This window comes from Lacinutrix sp. C3R15 (assembly GCF_018860825.1).
Classification (GTDB): domain Bacteria; phylum Bacteroidota; class Bacteroidia; order Flavobacteriales; family Flavobacteriaceae; genus Oceanihabitans.
In genome coordinates this window covers 351060-369894 of sequence record NZ_JAHKPZ010000015.1, presented here as the reverse complement: position 1 = coordinate 369894, position 18835 = coordinate 351060, and the positions used below count along the sequence as shown (strand labels likewise).

Annotated in this window: 14 protein-coding genes; 6 read left to right on the top strand and 8 right to left on the bottom strand. The window is 30.8% G+C overall.

What is annotated here, in order from left to right:
* Window positions 1–73: 73 nt before the first annotated feature.
* From gpmI to KO494_RS07020, 6 genes are all read left to right on the top strand, one after another.
* Window positions 74–1591: a 2,3-bisphosphoglycerate-independent phosphoglycerate mutase gene (gene gpmI, locus KO494_RS07045; RefSeq protein ID WP_215966888.1), complete on the top strand. Its 1518-nt coding sequence runs from the start codon at window positions 74–76 to the stop codon at window positions 1589–1591.
* Between the two features lie 117 nt (window positions 1592–1708).
* The gene (locus KO494_RS07040) at window positions 1709–2128 is read left to right on the top strand and encodes a BT0820 family HAD-type phosphatase (RefSeq protein ID WP_215966887.1); all 420 of its coding nucleotides are present in this window, start codon (window positions 1709–1711) and stop codon (window positions 2126–2128) included.
* A gap of 221 nt (window positions 2129–2349) precedes the next feature.
* Window positions 2350–3168, top strand: coding sequence for a type I methionyl aminopeptidase (gene map / locus KO494_RS07035; RefSeq protein WP_215966886.1), 819 nt, complete (start codon window positions 2350–2352; stop codon window positions 3166–3168).
* A gap of 9 nt (window positions 3169–3177) precedes the next feature.
* Complete coding sequence (locus KO494_RS07030; RefSeq protein WP_215966885.1) at window positions 3178–3957, top strand: DUF3050 domain-containing protein; 780 nt, start codon at window positions 3178–3180, stop codon at window positions 3955–3957.
* Between the two features lie 5 nt (window positions 3958–3962).
* Complete coding sequence (locus KO494_RS07025) at window positions 3963–4742, top strand: class I SAM-dependent methyltransferase (RefSeq protein ID WP_215966884.1); 780 nt, start codon at window positions 3963–3965, stop codon at window positions 4740–4742.
* 11 nt (window positions 4743–4753) lie between these two features.
* Entirely contained in the window at window positions 4754–5122 is a 369-nt protein-coding gene (locus KO494_RS07020) for a DUF423 domain-containing protein (RefSeq protein ID WP_215966883.1), read from the top strand.
* A 166-nt stretch (window positions 5123–5288) separates the two neighbouring features.
* Here the strand turns inward: KO494_RS07020 and KO494_RS07015 are convergent, their stop codons facing one another.
* The 8 genes from KO494_RS07015 to nqrE all read right to left on the bottom strand — a co-directional run bounded on the left by KO494_RS07015 (window position 5289) and on the right by nqrE (window position 18826).
* A complete protein-coding gene (locus KO494_RS07015; protein WP_215966882.1) occupies window positions 5289–8138 on the bottom strand; it encodes a T9SS type A sorting domain-containing protein in 2850 nt (949 codons plus the stop codon).
* Between the two features lie 116 nt (window positions 8139–8254).
* Window positions 8255–11131 (bottom strand): histidine kinase, encoded by a 2877-nt coding sequence (locus KO494_RS07010; RefSeq protein ID WP_215966881.1) that lies wholly within the window; start codon window positions 11129–11131, stop codon window positions 8255–8257.
* A gap of 108 nt (window positions 11132–11239) precedes the next feature.
* A complete protein-coding gene (locus KO494_RS07005) occupies window positions 11240–11992 on the bottom strand; it encodes a LytTR family DNA-binding domain-containing protein (RefSeq protein WP_215966880.1) in 753 nt (250 codons plus the stop codon).
* A gap of 135 nt (window positions 11993–12127) precedes the next feature.
* Window positions 12128–13090, bottom strand: coding sequence for an FAD:protein FMN transferase (locus tag KO494_RS07000; RefSeq protein ID WP_252730342.1), 963 nt, complete (start codon window positions 13088–13090; stop codon window positions 12128–12130).
* A 77-nt stretch (window positions 13091–13167) separates the two neighbouring features.
* Window positions 13168–13545, bottom strand: a complete 378-nt coding sequence (locus KO494_RS06995) for a Na(+)-translocating NADH-quinone reductase subunit F (RefSeq protein ID WP_215966878.1) — start codon at window positions 13543–13545, stop codon at window positions 13168–13170.
* A gap of 81 nt (window positions 13546–13626) precedes the next feature.
* A complete protein-coding gene (locus KO494_RS06990) occupies window positions 13627–16488 on the bottom strand; it encodes a T9SS-dependent choice-of-anchor J family protein (RefSeq protein ID WP_215966877.1) in 2862 nt (953 codons plus the stop codon).
* Window positions 16489–16797: 309 nt separating this feature from the next.
* Window positions 16798–18111: an NADH:ubiquinone reductase (Na(+)-transporting) subunit F gene (nqrF, locus tag KO494_RS06985; RefSeq protein ID WP_215967029.1), complete on the bottom strand. Its 1314-nt coding sequence runs from the start codon at window positions 18109–18111 to the stop codon at window positions 16798–16800.
* A 1-nt stretch (window position 18112) separates the two neighbouring features.
* The gene (nqrE, locus tag KO494_RS06980; protein WP_215966876.1) at window positions 18113–18826 is read right to left on the bottom strand and encodes an NADH:ubiquinone reductase (Na(+)-transporting) subunit E; all 714 of its coding nucleotides are present in this window, start codon (window positions 18824–18826) and stop codon (window positions 18113–18115) included.
* Between the last annotated feature and the right edge of the window lie 9 nt (window positions 18827–18835).

Sequence of the window (18835 nt, the reverse complement as noted above, 5' to 3'; positions counted from 1 at the left end):
AACAGAATCTATACCTAAGTTCCTGAAACGTCGGCATTCTTTTTTTTATATTTGGTTCACAAAATTACATCACATGCATAAGAAAGTTATTTTAATGATTTTAGATGGCTGGGGAAAATCTCCAGACCCAAAAGTTTCTGCAATAGATAATGCAGACACCCATTTTATAGATTCTCTATATACCAAATACCCTAATGCTTCTTTACGTACAGATGGTTTACATGTTGGTTTACCGGAAGGGCAAATGGGAAATTCTGAAGTTGGACATATGAATCTTGGTGCAGGACGCATTGTATATCAAGATTTAGTAAAAATAAATTTAGCTGTAAAAAACAAAACCTTAGCTCAAGAAAAAGCACTTGTTGATGCTTTTAACTATGCTAAAGAAAACAATAAAGCAGTACATTTTTTAGGTTTAGTTAGTGATGGAGGTGTACATTCTCACATTAAACACCTACTAGGTTTAGTTGATGCGGTTGAAAAATATGATATTAAAAAATCTTATATCCATGCCTTTACAGATGGTCGTGATGTAGACCCAAAATCTGGTTATGGTTTTATTACAGAGCTGGAAGAATATCTTGAAAATAAAAACACCAAAATAGCTTCTGTAACGGGAAGATACTATGCCATGGATAGAGATAAACGTTGGGAACGTGTTAAACTTGCCTATGACGCTATGGTTAATGGTAAAGGAAAACTTTCTAGTAATATCTTAAAATCTATTCGAGAAAATTATGATGAAGATATTACCGATGAATTTATAAAACCAATTATTGCTGTAGATGCCAATAACCAACCTATTGCAAAAATTCAAGAAGATGATGTAGTTGTGTTTTTTAATTTTAGAACAGATCGAGGCAGACAATTAACCGAAGCTTTATCTCAAAAAGATTTTCATGAGCAAAACATGCATAAATTAAATTTGCATTATGTAACCATGACTAATTATGATGATTCTTTTAAAGGAATACACGTAATATATGATAAAGACAATTTAACAGAAACACTTGGTGAAGTATTAGAAAAAAACAACAAAAAGCAAATACGTATTGCAGAAACAGAGAAATATCCGCATGTTACCTTTTTCTTTTCTGGTGGAAGAGAAGAACCTTTTAAAGGAGAAAGCAGAATATTAAAAAACTCGCCTAAAGTTGCTACCTATGATTTAAAACCAGAAATGAGTGCCTTTGAGCTTACCGATGCTTTAGTTCCTGAACTAGAAAAAGGCGAAGCAGATTTTGTATGCTTAAACTTTGCTAATGGAGATATGGTTGGCCACACAGGAGTGATGAAAGCAGCTATAAAAGCATGCGAAGCTGTAGATACTTGTGTTGAAAAAGTAGTAACTACAGCATTAAAAAACAACTATACAACCATACTAATTGCAGATCATGGTAATTGTGAAACCATGATAAATCCTGACGGATCACCAAATACTGCGCATACTACTAACCCTGTTCCTATTATTTTAATAGACAAAGACATTAAGCACATTCATGATGGAATTTTAGGAGACATTGCTCCTACTGTTTTAAAACTAATTGGTGTAGAACAACCAGAAGCTATGACACAAAAATCTTTAGTTTAAAAATAAGAACACCTCTCTGCTGGTAAAAACAGAGAGGTGTTCTTTATTAAAACAAAGAAAACCGTAACACAAATACAACCCTAAAGTTTCTATTTTTACAAACTATTTAATACAATAATGAATTTTAACGACAAACTTATTCTTGCCATTGATTTTGATGGAACTATTGTAGATGATGCCTACCCTAAAATTGGAAAGCCAAAATTATTTGCCATAGACACTCTTAAACAATTACAAGCAGATGGGCATCGTTTAATTTTATGGACCTACAGAAGTGGGCAACAACTAGACGAAGCTGTTGCTTTTTGTAAAAGTAAAGGCATAGAGTTTTATGCAGTAAATAAAAGTTTTCCTGAAGAAGTATTTGATGCATCTAAAAGCAGAAAAATTCATGCAGATTTATTTATTGACGACAGAAATATTGGAGGTTTTTTAGGTTGGGGAGAAGTATACCAATATCTATCTAACCCAAAATACAACCAAAAAACACCCAAAAAAAAGAAAGGCTTCTTTTCCTTTTTTAAAAAGAATAGTTAATCTTAATTTCTTTTTCAGCACCATAAATAGACTTATAACAACACTGTCATAAGCAGTTAATAAACAGATACTGTTTAAGCATTTCACTTATAAAAACATTTCTATTTATTCTTATATACAGGTTGCTTTAAAAAAAAGTATCCAACTGCAAAATATCCTCTTTCAATAAAAAAGCATGCCTTGTAATTTTTAGTATCTTTGCACAATATTTTTTATGCCTTATGATTATAGTAAAAACAAGAGAAGAAATAGAATTAATGCGTGAAGCTGCATTAGTAGTATCTAAAACTTTAGGAGAAATAGCTAAAGCTGTAAAACCAGGAGTTACTACTTTAGAACTAGATAAACTTGCAGAAACTTGTATTAGAGATCAAGGAGCAATACCTGGCTTTTTAGGTTTGTATGATTTTCCAAACACCCTTTGTATGAGTCCTAATGAACAAGTAGTTCATGGTATACCTAATAATACCCCTTTAGTAGAAGGAGATATCATTTCTATAGATTGTGGTGCCATTAAAGACGGTTTTTATGGAGATCATGCCTACACTTTTGCTGTTGGTGAAATCGCTCCTGAAACCAAAAAATTACTACAAGTTACTAAAGAGTCTTTATATGTTGGTATTCGTGAGTTTAAAGTAAACAACCGTGTTGGTGATGTTGGTTTTGCAATTCAAAAATATTGTGAAGACCATGGTTATGGTGTGGTAAGAGAGTTAGTAGGTCATGGTTTAGGACGAAAAATGCATGAAGATCCAGAAATGCCAAATTATGGTAAACGCGGACGCGGAAAGAAATTTATTGAAGGTATGGTTGTAGCTATTGAACCAATGATTAACCTTGGTACACAACGCATAAAACAACATAGAGATGGTTGGACTATTACTACTCTAGACAAAAAACCATCTGCCCATTTTGAGCATGATGTAGCCATAGTAGATGGTAAACCAGAACTACTTTCTACCTTTGCCTATATCTATGATGCCTTAGGTATTACCAGTGATGAAGAACTAGAGTTTAGACAACAACCTCTTGTACTTTAATACTTTATAATGAATAATATTACATATATAGAAAATGAGTTAACCGCATTAAGAGAAGCACTTAACTCACATCAATTATATCGTGCTTTATCTTCGGTTGAAGATATAAAGTCTTTTATGGAGCAACATGTATTTGCTGTTTGGGATTTTATGTCTTTATTAAAAGCGCTTCAAAATCATTTAACCACAACTTCTGTGCCTTGGGTACCTGTTGCAAATCCTGCTACTTCTCGTTTTATTAATGAAATTGTATTAGGCGAAGAAAGCGATGTCAATGAATTAGGAATACCTAAAAGTCATTACGAAATGTATTTAGATGCCATGCACCAAATTGATGCAAACACTAACCAAATAACGTTATTTATTGGTTGTATACAAGATGGCCTTTCTATAGATGAAGCTGCTATTAAGGCTAATTTAAATACAGAAACACTACAATTTGTACAATTTACATTTGATGTAATTGCCACTAACGCTCCTCATAAAATAGCTTCTGCCTTTACTTTTGGACGTGAAGATGTGATACCTGATATGTTTTTTCAAATTATTGACAAATCTAAAACCAGCGATAATTCTTATAGTAAATTAACGTATTACTTGAATCGTCATATAGAATTAGATGGCGATGAGCATGGACCATTATCTTTAAAAATGATTGAAGAGTTATGTGGTGATGACAACCAAAAATGGAAAGACGTTTTAGAAGTTGCAAAAAAAGCCTTACAACAACGCATTGCTCTTTGGGATGGTATTTATAATTTAATTAGCAATACAGCTGTTGAAGCATAATACTTTTGAAAAAAATATTCAAACTCATACTAAACATTATTCCAAGGCCTTTGTTAATTAGGCTAAGTTATATTGCGCGTCCTATTTTAGCCTACTTTTTAAAAGGAAATACTTACACAGATCCTATTGACGGCAAAAGCTTTAAAAGCTTTCTATCTTATGGTTATGAAAAGCAACGAGACAATGTACTTTCTCCTTCTACTCTATCTTTAGAAAGACACCGATTACTTTGGTTATATCTACAAAACGAAACCGATTTTTTTACTGCTAAAAAAAGCGTGCTTCATTTTGCTCCAGAACAATGTTTTTTAGATCGTTTTAGAAAACTTAAAAACTTAGAATATACTACCACAGATTTACTATCTCCTATTGCAGATGTAAAGGCAGATATATGCAACCTTCCGTTTGCAGATAATAGCTATGACATTATTTTATGTAATCATGTTTTAGAACATATTCCAGACGACACCAAGGCCATGCAAGAATTATTTCGTGTTTTAAAACCTGGTGGATATGGTATATTTCAAATTCCGCAAGATTTAAGTAGACAAACTACTTTTGAAGATAATTCGATTACTGACAAGAAAGAGCGTGCTAAAATTTTTGGGCAATACGATCATGTTCGTGTATATGGCTACGATTATTTTAACAAGCTAAGAGAGATAGGTTTTATGGTTAATGAAGAAGATTATACCGCAAGACTTACTAAAGAAGAAATTGAAAAATACTGTTTAGCCAAAGGCGAAATTATTCCTGTGGTTTACAAAACCAAAACAACCGTTTAAAACGTACTGTAATGACACAACAAATGATACTTATTACTGCTGCTCTTTTTGGAATGTTATCTGTAATTTTTGGTGCTTTTGGTGCACATGCTTTAAAGAAAATTTTATCTACAGAACAATTACAAAGTTTTGAAGTTGGCGTAAAATATCAAATGTATCATGCTATAGTATTATTAGTATTAGGTTTTAATTTTAACACCATAACCTCAGCTATTTATTGGTGTTTTACTCTAGGAATTATATTGTTTTCCTTTAGTATTTACGGATTGGTTTTATCGGATGCTAAAGGTAAAAAGCTTCGTTTTTTAGGGCCAATTACTCCAATTGGTGGCTTGCTTTTAGTTATTGGTTGGTTGTTAGTATTGATTCATTTCTTCTAAGAAAGAAATTAGATTCCATATATCAAAATTGCAATCGCAGTATAAAGAGCTATTAAAAACAACTCTAACTTTTTTTGTTTTAAGTAATTCATAATTTAGATAATAACTTAAAAAAAAGCTGAGCTACCGAAATAGCCCAACTTTTAAAAACGGATTAATAGCGTCTTTAATTTTTTATAAACCTTTTTGTATTTTGGTTTCCTGCTGTATCTTCTATTTGCAATAAATACATTCCGTTAGCAAGGTTAGTAACTTCTATTTTTTTGTTGCTACTCTCTAGCACTTTTTGGCCTTGTATATTAAATATTTCTGCTTTAAATAAGTCTTGAGTCATTTTAATATATACCATATTAGATGTTGGGTTTGGGTAGATTACAAAATCATTTTTAGTTTCAACATCTTCTATATCTAAAGTAGAGCCATATTCATAAGCTCCCATATCTACAGTAGTGTTAAATATTCTGTCTTTACCTAATAAATCTGTCATTATTCCTGCTTGTATTTTACTATTATCTCCAGAGTCTATAGCAGGAGACCCCATTTGTAGTGTAAAATCGTTATTAGCGGCATCTGTAAATAATGGGTTTGTTGTGCTAGTATTTGTTTTACTTGAAACCATTCCATAATTAAAATCTAAAGCATCAATGGAATTATATATATTTAAAGAGTTTGGTTGCACTTCATTTTGATAAGAAAACGCACGAGAAGTTGTACCTCCAGTTGTTTCATTGTCCCAAAAAACACAATTTGAAGCTTCCGAAAAAATATCGCTTACCACTCCAGAAGATTTTGTTATAACTACTACTCCTTTTAAGGTTGTGGTTAATCCTTGATCTGTTCCTGTATCTATATTTTTTGCATAGGTATTGTTTACTAAATTAATATTAAGCTCAGAATTATTTTGTATCACTTTAAACCAAGATGCACTACCACTTCTACCTTTTAATGAAGAAGAGAGATCTGCTGCAATATTATTTTCAAACAAACTATTTGCTACCACAACGTCTACTGTAGTGTTAAACCATAAATAAGAATAAATAGCACTTCCGAAACGTGACATATTATTGGCAAATACACTATTTTCGATTATTAACGCACCATTAGGTCCATTATTAGTATTAAATAATCTAAACTCAGCAAATAAACCTGCATTATCATTTCTACTTACATTATTTTTAATGATGCAATTCCTAATGGTTAATTTTGGCACATTTACATTTTTAAGTATAGCACCACCTTTTTCTGTACTACTTAAATTATTATGTACATCACTTATTGTTAAACCATTTAATTCTAAATTGATTCCAGATTGACCAATATTTATTAAATGGTAACTATTATCTGTATTACGAGTAGCGTTTGCATAATTGCTTACAAAATCTGCAGTATTTACATCGTTATTTTGTAAATCACCAGACAAAATAGTTTCGTTAGCACCTACAACTCTTTCTGAAATTTGTGCTTCAGTACCAGCAAAACCACCATAAATAATTATGTTAGCTTTATTAATTTCATAATAAACCGTTCTATCTGAAGCATCTGGATTGTACGTTCCTTCAGCTATCCAAATTTCTGATCCAGATTCAGTACTTAAAATAGCATCTTGTAAATTAGTATAAGCATCTGTCCATGAAGAACCATCATTGTTTCCTGTTGCATTTATATTTACAAATGCAATATTTTCTATAATTGAAGAAGTGTAAGCACTTTCAAAAGCACCCATATCTACAGTAGTTTGTTGAATTCTAGCATTATTAGCTAAATCTTTAGTTATACCAACAGGAACTTTAGTATTATCTCCAGTTCCGATTGCAGGAGAACCTGGTAGTAATGTATAATCTTCATTTACAGCATCTGTAAAATAAGGGTATTTAAAGCTTGTATTTGTTTTACTAGTAATACTGAAATCATTAAACCCTAACTCATCTAAAGAATTGTAAATGTTAAGGTTAGCTGGTTCTAGGTGTAAATCTGAAATGGCTCTTGTTATATTATTATCTGTTGTTTTATTATTCCAAAAAATACAGTTAGACACATTAGCATTGAACGTTATATCTGTACTGGTTATTTCTTCACTTATACCAACAGTAGATCTGTTTAGGTTATTTAAACTATTTCCTGTACCCAAATCTATATTATTAATATAAGTATTATTAACTAAATCTAAATTTAAACCTGCGTGTGCTTCTAATGCTCTAAACCAAGATGCACTTCCTGACAATCCTGTGTCGGTTGTATTTAAATCTGCTGTAATATTTTTATCGAACAAGCAATTTACAATACTTATGTCTACATTAGAATTAGCTCTTACAAAAGAATAAATACCACTTCCCCAACGTGACATGTTACTTATAAATTTTGTGTTTTCAATAACTAAAGTGCCTCTAGCACCTGAGTTAGCATTGTTCATATCATACTCTGCATGCAATCCCGCATTGTCATTTCTACCGACATTATTTTTTATTATACAATTTTTGATTGTTAAATCTGATATGGTTTTCTCCTTTAATATGGCACCACCTCTTTCTGAGCTACTTCTATTATTATGTGCATCACTAATTGTTAAACCATCTAATAACAAATTATTACCAGAGGATAAAATATTAATAATATGGTAGCTATTATCTGTATTTCGAGTGCTATTAGAATAATTCGAAGTAAACGTTGCTGTATTAACATCATTATCTTGCAAGTCTCCAGATAGAATAGTTTCATTTGTACCAAAAACTCTATCGGTTAATTGTAATTCTGTTCCAGCAAAACCACCATAAATCTTTAAATCGTTTTTATTTATTATAAAATATACTGTTCTATTGGTTGCATGCGGTTTATATGTACCAGATGCAATCCAAATTTCTTCTCCTATACTGGAATTAGACAAAGCAGTCTGTAGTGATGTATATGCATCTGTCCAGGATGTTCCATCATTATTTCCTACAGCATTAATATTAACATAAGTTTGCGCAAAGGTTGCACTCCCAATTAAAAGTAGGATTAAAAGTAATCTTGTTTTCATAATATAAATTGATTAATAATTATGAAACAAATATGCTATAGTAACAGAGGAATTTATGTAGCCAATTTCTGAAATGTTGTTTTGAGTTGCTAAACAGCTTTTTATTTAATAACTCTTTAAGATATTGGTATTTTGAGAATTACCTTTGTACCAATAGGTTGTTTTGTTGCAGATATTAAATCGATGATTTGTACACCTACTTTTTTACTTTTACCATAGTTTAAAAGACCTAAACGCTCGTTTGTTGCTTTTAATGCAAAAGATTTATGTTGCTGTGATCGCATTCTGTTTAATTGTTTTGATTTTTCTCTACCAACACCATTGTCTTCTATAATACACTGTATGATGCCTTCTGAAAATTGAGAAAAGCTTACACTTAATTTTCTATCATTCTTTTTGTGTAACAAGCCATGTTTTAAAGCATTTTCAACATATGGCTGAATTAACATTGTTGGAATACTTATAAGTTCTGGGTTTATATCTTTTGTTTTTTCAATGGTATATTGTAAACTGTCTTCAAAACGTAATTTCTCTAATTCTAAATACATGTTTAACGTACCTATTTCTTCTTCTAATGTTAATTTACCTTTGGTGCTATGCTCTAAATAAGTTCTAATTAAATCGGCAAATTTACCAAGGTAATCTCCTGCTAAGTCTTTTTTGTTACTTAAAATATAATCTTGAATGGAGTTTAATGCATTAAACACAAAATGCGGATTCATTTGCGAACGTAAATTCTCTAATCTTAAATTAATAAGCTCATTATTAATCTCTAATTGTTTTAATAATTTATTCTTTTCGGCATCATTAGCTTTCATTTTTTGTCTATAAAACAACACTATTATTGTTATAAATAGCAAACTTAATAAAGCATAAAACCATATTTTTTCCCAAAAGGGTTTCGTTACTTTAAATTGAATTTCTTTTGTCACAGCCTCTTCTTTGTTATCTGTAACATTACGTATTTGAAAAGTATAATCTCCTTCCAAAAGTGTATTGTATTGTACATTAGAGATACCTGCAATACTTTCTGTCCAATTATTTTGTAAACCAATTAATCTGTATTCAAATTTTCCACTTGTACTCGATTTGTATCCTATGGCATTAAAATGAATATCTACTGCACTTGCTTTTTCTTGAATTGAATATTCTGATTTTAAAGGTTGTTTTATATTGGCAATATTTAGGCTTGTAATATTAACTTCTGGCGTATTATATGGTTTAAAAACGTCTTTTTCATTGAAATATATAATTTGTTCTGGACTACCTATAAACACATTGTCTTTTATAATTTCTAGCCCATTATAATTATAAGAGTTTATACCTTCTCTTTTTGTTAAATTTTGAAAACTCCCTGTTTTAGTATTAAAATTTTGGACTCCATTTTCTCCAGCAATCCACAAGTTATTTTCTTTGGCTTTTAAATAAGAATTACTGTTAGACAACAATCCGTTTTCAACTGTAAAATGTTTTATTACGTTATTATTTTTAATAGCAAATAACCCGTTTTTAAAAGAACTACACCATAAAATACCATCTTGGGTTTCTTCCATTTTATTAATATAAATGGTTTTTCCTTTATACTTTATTTCTTGTTCATGATATGCTTTATCTAAAAAAAACAAACCATCGATTGTAGCAAAATAACTATGCTTGTTTTTAGTATTATAATGTACTGCATAGCCTCTTGTACTTTTTTTATATAAATCTTTTTGGTTTTTTGAAAAACTATTTACAGATTTAACTGCACTTCTAAAAGCTACTAAAGTCGTGTCTAAACTAATATGGTAAATATCTTTTAACGTACCTCCTCCTTCAAAATCTTTTTCTTTTTCTAAGTTAGAATTAAACACAAAAGTATTTAAGTTTGTGTTGCTATAGTATTTCTTTGTATATGGATTATAATCTACAAAATGAACATCTAGTTTGCTTGTAAAAGTATAAGACTGTTGCGTTTTAGAATTTACATTGTATTTATGTAACTTATTTCCAATAGTAGTAATTAACAACTCGTTAGGTTTTCCTAAATTTACTGTCTTAATTTTATCGTTTTTCACATCTACCGCAACATTGTTAACAGCTAAATTAGGCACAACAAATAACGCATTATTAAGTGTTGTAAACCAATAATTAGTATGCTTATCTACTATTACATTTGTTATAAATTGGTTTGGGAACAAATGCTTTTTTACTATTAATGTATTCTCTATAACTTCACAAATAAAAACACCATTTTCTGTACAATACCAAGTTTGGTTGTTGATTGTTTTTACATTTATAATTTTAATATTTGGAAAATCATGATTTAAAGGTTCTATTTTGGATTTGAAATCCTTCGGAATTTTATAAAAATTTAATCCTTCCTTTACACTTCTTGTAAAGAAGACTAAAGTGTTTTGGTTTATTTCTGAAATAAATGAACGTTGAATATATCTTGAAAAAACAGCTGTAATTGGCACCTTTTCTTCTATTTCTAAACTTTTTAAATCTCTTTTAATTACATTATCTTGTGTACTATAAAACATAGCGTTATTAAAAACATTAGGCTCTATTAGGCCATAGTTTACTTTAAAGCTTGTATTAAATATCTCTTTTTTTGATTTTACACTTAAGACAAACAACTTAGATGGCATAAAAAGAATTACACAATTATTTGAGACTTTTAAGTTAGGTAACTCACCTTTAAAAGCTTCTTTATAGTCACCAAAGAGTACTACTTCTTCATTTTCAATATAAAAAATTTGTCCAGAAATATTAACAAACCAAATGGTTCCGTTTTCATCTTTGTTTAGACTAAACACAGACAATCCACGTTGTTCTGGGTGTTGAAATTTTTTATAGTTTACACCATCAAAACGAAACAAACCTTTATCTGCAGCTAACCAAATGTAGCCATCATTGTCTTCAATAATATCGTAAAACTCGTTGTCTGGAACACCATCCTTTTCTGTAAGATGTATGGATACTGGTTGTTGTGCAAACAATAATTGCATGCCAAACAAAAAACAAAGTATATATAATGTATAGGTTTTCAGATTAATAGATTGTGTTGATAAACAAAGTTACATTATTATTGTTTCTTATTACTATTTTAAGAATTACTATCCTATACTGCTAACTATGGTTAAAAACTCGTCTTTTTTGTCTTTAGAAATTGAAACCGTTTTGTTATTATCCATCACTATATAACCTCCATCTTTTTTAATATATTCTTTAATAAACGATAGGTTTATTAAAAAGGAACGATGTGGTCTATAAAACATATTCTGATTTTTAAGTAATTCTATGAAATGTTTTAGAGGTTTGCTTATTAATATTTCGGAGTCGTTGATGGTTGTAATTTTAGAGTACATACCATCTGCTTCAAACATAATAATTTCATTAAAGTTTACAAACTTTATTCCATCTGCTACAGGCAACCCTATTTTACTAAAATTAGCCTGACTGAGGCTGGTTTTTAATTCGGCTAAACGTTTGTTTATTTGTGTATTTCCAAGAAATGCAATGGTTTTGTTTACCGCTTCTTTAACTTGACTTGGTCTTACTGGCTTTAATAAGTAATCTATGGCTGCTAATTGGAAGGCTTGAATAGCATATTCGCTGTAAGCAGTTGTAAATATTATTTCGAAATTGTGGTTTTCTTTTTCTATAAAATTTAATATTTCTAATCCCGAATGTTCTGGCATTTCAATATCTAGAAAGACTATACTTGGCTCTTGACTTTTAATAAGCTCAACTCCTGAAAGCAAATCTTCTGCTTCAAAAATTTGTGTAATTTTTGGGCAGTTTTCTTCAACCAAAATACGTAAAACGTGTCTTGCTTTTTTTTCATCGTCTATTATTAATGCCTTCATATTATTTGTTAAAACTACTTTATAACCAGTTAATAGGTTTATTTTATGTTGTAACAAATTTGAGATAGTTTAAACTTAATTAAGGTAGTAAACTTCTAAAAATTGCTTTTGAACTTCTAAGATAGAAAATTCCTATTATTCTGGAAATCCGTTAAGGTTTAAGGTTTCCAATTCTTTTTTATTATTTTCAAAAACAATAAAAACTTTAAACTCTGGGTGATTTTTTAAAAAAGCTTTCGTTTTTTCCATTCCCATAGCTTGAAATGCAGTAGCAAAAGCATCAGCAGTCATACAATTTGGTGCTATTACAGAAACACTTAACAGATGAGTTTTGCTTGAATATCCTGTTTTAGCATCAATGATATGCGCATAACGCTTTCCGTTTTCATCTAATTTAAATTTTCTATAGGTTCCTGAAGTTGCCATGGCTGCATCCTGTAACGGAATTGCTTTTAAAACAGATTGTGTGCCTTCAAAATTTGGTTTATCAATACCTACAGTCCATGAAGTATCTTTTTCAATATTAATACCTTTGGTGCGTATTTCGCCTCCAATTTCTACTAAATAGTTTTTTATTTTTTTGCTCTCTAAAAAATCTGCAACCACATCTACAGCGTATCCTTTTGCTATTGCATTAAAATCTAAAAATGTTTCTGGGTATTTTTTAAATATTAAATTACCTGCTTGATAGGTTTTATCTAAACCAACAAAGTGCATTAAGCTATCTATTTTAAGACTATCTAACTGCTTTATTTTTTTTTCTGGCCCAAAACCTAATGCATTTACAACAGTTCCTATAGTTGGGTCAAAAACACTATCTGTTTGTGTGTAAAATTGTCTTGAAGCAGTATATACTTTTATAAAATGTGCATCTACTTCTTTGGCTTCATTTCTATTAATTTTAGAAATATCTGAATTCTCTTGATAGGTAGAAAGTGATTTATTAATTACATAAAACAAACTATCTATCTGCTTTTGGTAATTACTTTCTGCATCATATAGTATTGAGTAACTTGTACCAAAAACAGCATCTGTTAATTTAATATTCTTTTTTTCTTTAGTACAAGAAAACAAACTAGTTACTAGTACTAGTAGCATGGCAGATTTTTTCATTTTAAAAAAATATTTTGTTTGCATTTTAAGATTTGCAGGTAAGTAACCTACATAAAAACCGTTTAATTTAGGTTCGTTTCAATAACTTGAATACCATTATATTCTATTAGATATTCTTGATTTAAATATACTGGTAAATGTTCTCCATCAGGATTACCTAAACCCACTCCTGCATATAATACTTTGGCATTTTTATCTGAGGCATGCTTTTTAAAAGACTCCATCCAAATGACATCATAGTTATTAGGGTTTTCTGGCAGCAAAACAGCACGTACAATGACAAAAAAGTACTGACTATTTTTATCTATACATACAAATTGTGGGTGTTTTTTTAAAGTACTATTAATAGCCACAAACTCAAAACCACGTTTTTCTAAATCTTTGCCAACATGGTTCATTGCTAAATTATGTAATTCTTGTTTTGAAAGAGGTTTGCTCATGTTACAAAAGTACTACAATTACTTTTTAAAATAAAAAAACCCAATACTTTCGTATTGGGTTTTTAATAGATATAAAACGGTTTATTGTTTTACAATCTTTTTAGTGGTTTGTTTAGATCCACTTACAACTTTTAATAAGTACATACCAGAAGACATAGTATCTAAATTAATAGTTTTAGTAAATGTGTTTGCATTATTTTTATAAGTATTAGCAAAAACTTTACGTCCTCTAATATCATATAATACAATACTTACATCTTCATTAGCACTTAATTGTATAGACACTTCTCCTGTAGTAGGATTAGGATATAAACTAAATGTTTCAAAACTAGATTCGTTTACACTTAAACTAGTTGAAGTACCAAAATAATAATCTCCTTCTACACCTGTAAATTCACCTGTAATGGTAACGTGATCACCAAAGGCACCAATAGTTACAGGTACAGATTCTACTGCAGAACCAGCAACTTCTCTTATAATATAGAAATCTGCTCTATCATTACCTGTTGCAGTTTCCCATCCAGCTACTTCAGCTTCAGTAAAGTAGAATGTATTTGTAGCATCACCTGAATTAGTTGTATTAGCTGTAGTTATACTAAATACTTTATCAGTAACAAAATTTGCTGTTACAGAACCATTATAGGTTTGCGCAGATAAACCTGATCTAGATACAGATATATTAGTACAACCATAATCAAAACTAGTGTTGTTTTGAAGTTGTGCCATAACAAAACCTGTCGCTGCATCAAATGCAGGAGCAGCACCCATAGCGTTTAATAATAAAGTCTCTGCTGTTGCTGTGTTTACATCTGTTTGCACATCTGTACCAGATACTGCATTAACATCAATAGTATCTAATAATAATATTCCATCACCAGTTGCAGAATTATGATGTCTAAATACTAAGCTACCTGTCATTCCTATATAAGCAGACATATCATATGTTCTAACTTCTGTGGTTCCCTCAGCTGTATTTGCATGATCATTTTCTATAACAAATTCTTCTAAATCTGTATCAGAATCTGTTGTAAAATACACTGAATAGTGATCTTGTGCACCTGTAGTTTGACTAAGGCCACCTATAACAAAACTAAGTGAAGATTCACTCATACCTGCAGGTATAGTAAACTCTGGACTAATTAAATAATTATCTGGGTCATAAGTACTAAATCCTCCAATAGCTGCATCGTTAGTTGTAGAAAATGCTGCAGTTCCCATAATATCACCAATACCTTCTGCACCAGTTACAGAACCCCAATTTTCATCATCACCATCAGAATCTACAATAAACCATCCTGTTAAATCTTCAAAATCTTCATCATAAACATCTACAGAAGTTGAATTACTAGGTACAAAGTCATCGTCATTAATTGTAATAGTTATAGTATCAAAGTTAGGGTCTAACAATGCGTCACTACTACCAGATAAACTCATAGAAACAACGATAGTTTCATCTCCTTCAATAATACCATCATTAAATACACGTAAAGTTAAATTTTGTGAATCTGTTGCTCCGTTAGCAAAACTCACTGTATTGTTAACTAATTGATAATCTAAATTGTTAGTTGCAGAACCTGAATCTACATTAAAAGTAACCGTTGCAGCTCCTGTTGGTGCTAACTGAATATCTACATCAAAATCGTAATCTGTATATGCACAATCTGTTCCTTCAGTTGCATTTCCTGTAGTACTACCAAATTTAATATATGGAGCAGCTGCTTGACATGCATTAGAAGTATTTAATTCCATTCTTCTAGGAGAATTTTGCATCACTGTTATAATTCTTGTTTTTTGGTCTTCCGTAAAAGTATCCATACAGTAATCAAAAGAATAATCCATATAATTTTGATATTGATCTGCAGTAAAACAACTTGTAACTGCTGTACAATCATAATTTGCAGAATCTGATGTTGGAGTATCATCACAATAATCATCTACTCCACAACCACCATCACCCCAAATATGGCGTAATCCTAACCAGTGACCTACTTCATGTGTCATAGTTCTTCCTAAATTGTAAGAACTGTTTATAATAAAACTTCCGTCATTTAAATCTTCTGTTCCAAAAGAGTCATAACCCGCTACAACACCATCTGTATCAGCATCACCTCCATTAGTTTGTAAGCCACCTAGCCCAGAATTACTTGGAAATTGTGCATAACCTAACAAACCGCTTAAACCTGGATTAGTAGCATGATTTAAACTATTACCTCCTGGTTTAATACACCACATATTCATGTATTGTGTAGGATCCCATTGGGTATTAGCTTTTAATAGCTCTACATCTGCATTTGTTTCCCAATCATCTGTAACAAAGGTTGTTTGTGTATTAGAGTAAGGTGTAATATCATGACGTACAACTCCTGTTGTTGGGTTACCATCTGGATCTGTAACTGCTAAACAAAAGTTTATTTCTACATCTACAGCAGCTCCTGTACTATTAACACCACCATTAGTACCAGAAATTCTTCTATAATCTTCATTTAACACTTGAATTTGCGAAATTGCTTGTGCATAAGATATATTTTCATTGTTAGCTTCTCCAGTAGTGTTTATACTTTTACCATCATGTACAACATGTACTACAACTGGTATATTGTATACTACACGTCTACCAGCAGCTAATTGTGATTTTGTAATCTCTAACTTAGGTGCTAACCAAGCTTCAAATTCTTCAGTTGAAAGACGGTTAGGGTTTTGTGCTTTTAATATTTCTTCATTCTCTACAGTTAAACATCTAACATAGCCTGTTTCATTAAGTCCTCTAAGGTTTTCAGGAGTTAATTGAAAAGCAGGTTGTTGTTGTTGTTCCTGTCTATTTGAAAAGTTTACAGTCTTTGCAGACTTAGTAATAGGTTGTTTGTTTAGTTTTTGTGCTTGGACACCTAAAATGCTGAAAAAGGCAAATCCAAAACATAAAACATTAAAGTTTTTTTGTTTCATTATTTTTACTATTATTTTATGCCTACAAGATAAATAAAATTTAAAATCAATTTAACTTTAAGGTGATAATAAAACTGTTAAAATTTATAAGAAAAGTAATACGAATTAATTTTTATCACTATACGCTATAAATAGTCACAGGAAACACTACTAAAACATAAGACATCTACATGAAAGCTATTAATAGTTGTAATCTTATGTATTAAAAAAAATCTAATATGCATAAAAAAACCCAACACAAATGTGTTGGGTTTTATAGTATAACTTTGTAGACTTGACTAAATTAATAACATTAATGGTTAATTTATTTTAACCTCCAAAGTCATCAAAACGGATATTTTCATCATCCATACCAAAATCTTCTCCCATTTTTTGAACCGCTTGGTTCATTAATGGTGGACCACAGAAATATAATTCTAAATCTTCTGGTGCTTCATGTTTAGATAAATATTGATCTATTACTACTTGGTGAATAAATCCTACAAACCCGTCTCCTTCTTCATCATTAATATCCTTTTTAACTTTCCAATTATCTGCTTCAGTTGGATCAGATAATGCAATAAAGAATTTGAAGTTAGGGAAATCTTTTTCTAATGCTCTAAAGTAGTGAATATAGAATAATTCTGCTTTAGAACGTCCTCCATACCAATAAGTAACTTTTCTTCCTGTTTTAATGGTTCTGAATAATTGATATAAATGTGAACGCATTGGTGCCATACCTGCTCCACCACCTACATATAACATTTCGGCATCAGACTCATTAATAAAGAACTCACCATAAGGACCTGAAATAGTTACTTTATCTCCTACTTTTTGGTTAAATATATAAGAAGATGCTACTCCTGGATTTACATCCATCCAGCCACCTTTAGCTCTATCAAAAGGAGGTGTTGCTACACGCACATTAAGCATAATTCTTCTTCCTTCTGCAGGGTAAGAAGCCATAGAGTAGGCTCTTTCTACAAGTTCATCATTTTTCATAACCAAAGGTCTTAAACCAAACTTGTCCCAATCTGCTTCAAATTTATTTGGTTCTCCTGGATGATCATCTGGATGTGCAGTAATATCCATATCTGCATATTTTACTTCACAGTTAGGGATTTCAATTTGAATATACCCTCCAGCTTTGTAATCCATATCCTCAGGAATTTCAACTACAAACTCTTTAATAAAAGTTGCTACATTGTAGTTAGAAACTACTGTTGCTTCCCATTTTTTAATTCCGAAAACTTCTTCAGGAATAGTAATTTCCATGTCTTGTTTCACTTTTACCTGACAAGATAAACGCGCTCCATGTGCTAATTCTTTTCTTGAAAAGTGAGGAGTTTCAGTAGGTAATGCTTCTCCTCCACCAGAAAGTACGTGGCATTCACATTGAATACATGTACCACCACCACCACATGCTGATGGTAAAAATATTTTTTGAGATCCTAAAGTAGATAATAAACTATCTCCAGAAGCTACTTCTATTTCACGTTCTCCGTTAATCTTAATCTTTACAGGACCAGATGGAGACAATTTTTGTTTTACAAATAATAACAGAGTTACTAATAATAAAATTACTAGTAAAAAAGCTGCTACAGTTGCTAATATGGTTCCTAATGTACTTGCTGCTAATATCATGTTAGTCATTTGTTATTGTATTGTTAGCTAACTCTTTTGTGCTTTCTTGATCTACAGTTTCAATTTGTGCGGTAGTATCCTCTTTAGCTTCTTCGTCTCCTCCTGTTAACATTCCACCAAAACTCATAAAACCAATAGCCATTAAACCTGTAATGATAAATGTAATTCCTAAACCTCTTAATGCAGGAGGTACGTTAGAATATCTAATTTTTTCACGAATAGCTGCAATTGCTAAAATAGCTAAAAACCATCCTATTCCAGAACCTATACCGTAAACGGTAGCTAAGCTTAATGTTGGAATTTCACGAGATTGCATAAATAAAGAACCACCTAAAATGGCACAGTTTACCGCAATTAATGGTAAGAAAATACCTAATGAATTATATAGTGATGGTGAAAACTTTTCAACCACAATTTCTACTAATTGTACCATGGTTGCAATGGTTGCAATAAACATGATAAAAGAAAGAAAACTTAAATCATAGTCTGCATATTCTGCACCTAACCACTGTAATGCTCCTGGTTGTAACACATACTGATCTAATAACCAGTTTAAAGGTACTGTTATAGCAAGTACAAAAATTACCGCTGCACCTAAACCAACAGCTGTGCTTACTTTTTTAGATACTGCAAGGTATGAACACATTCCTAAGAATACGGAAAATACCATGTTATCTATAAATATCGATTTTAAAAATAATTCTAAATGTTCCATTTTTTTATA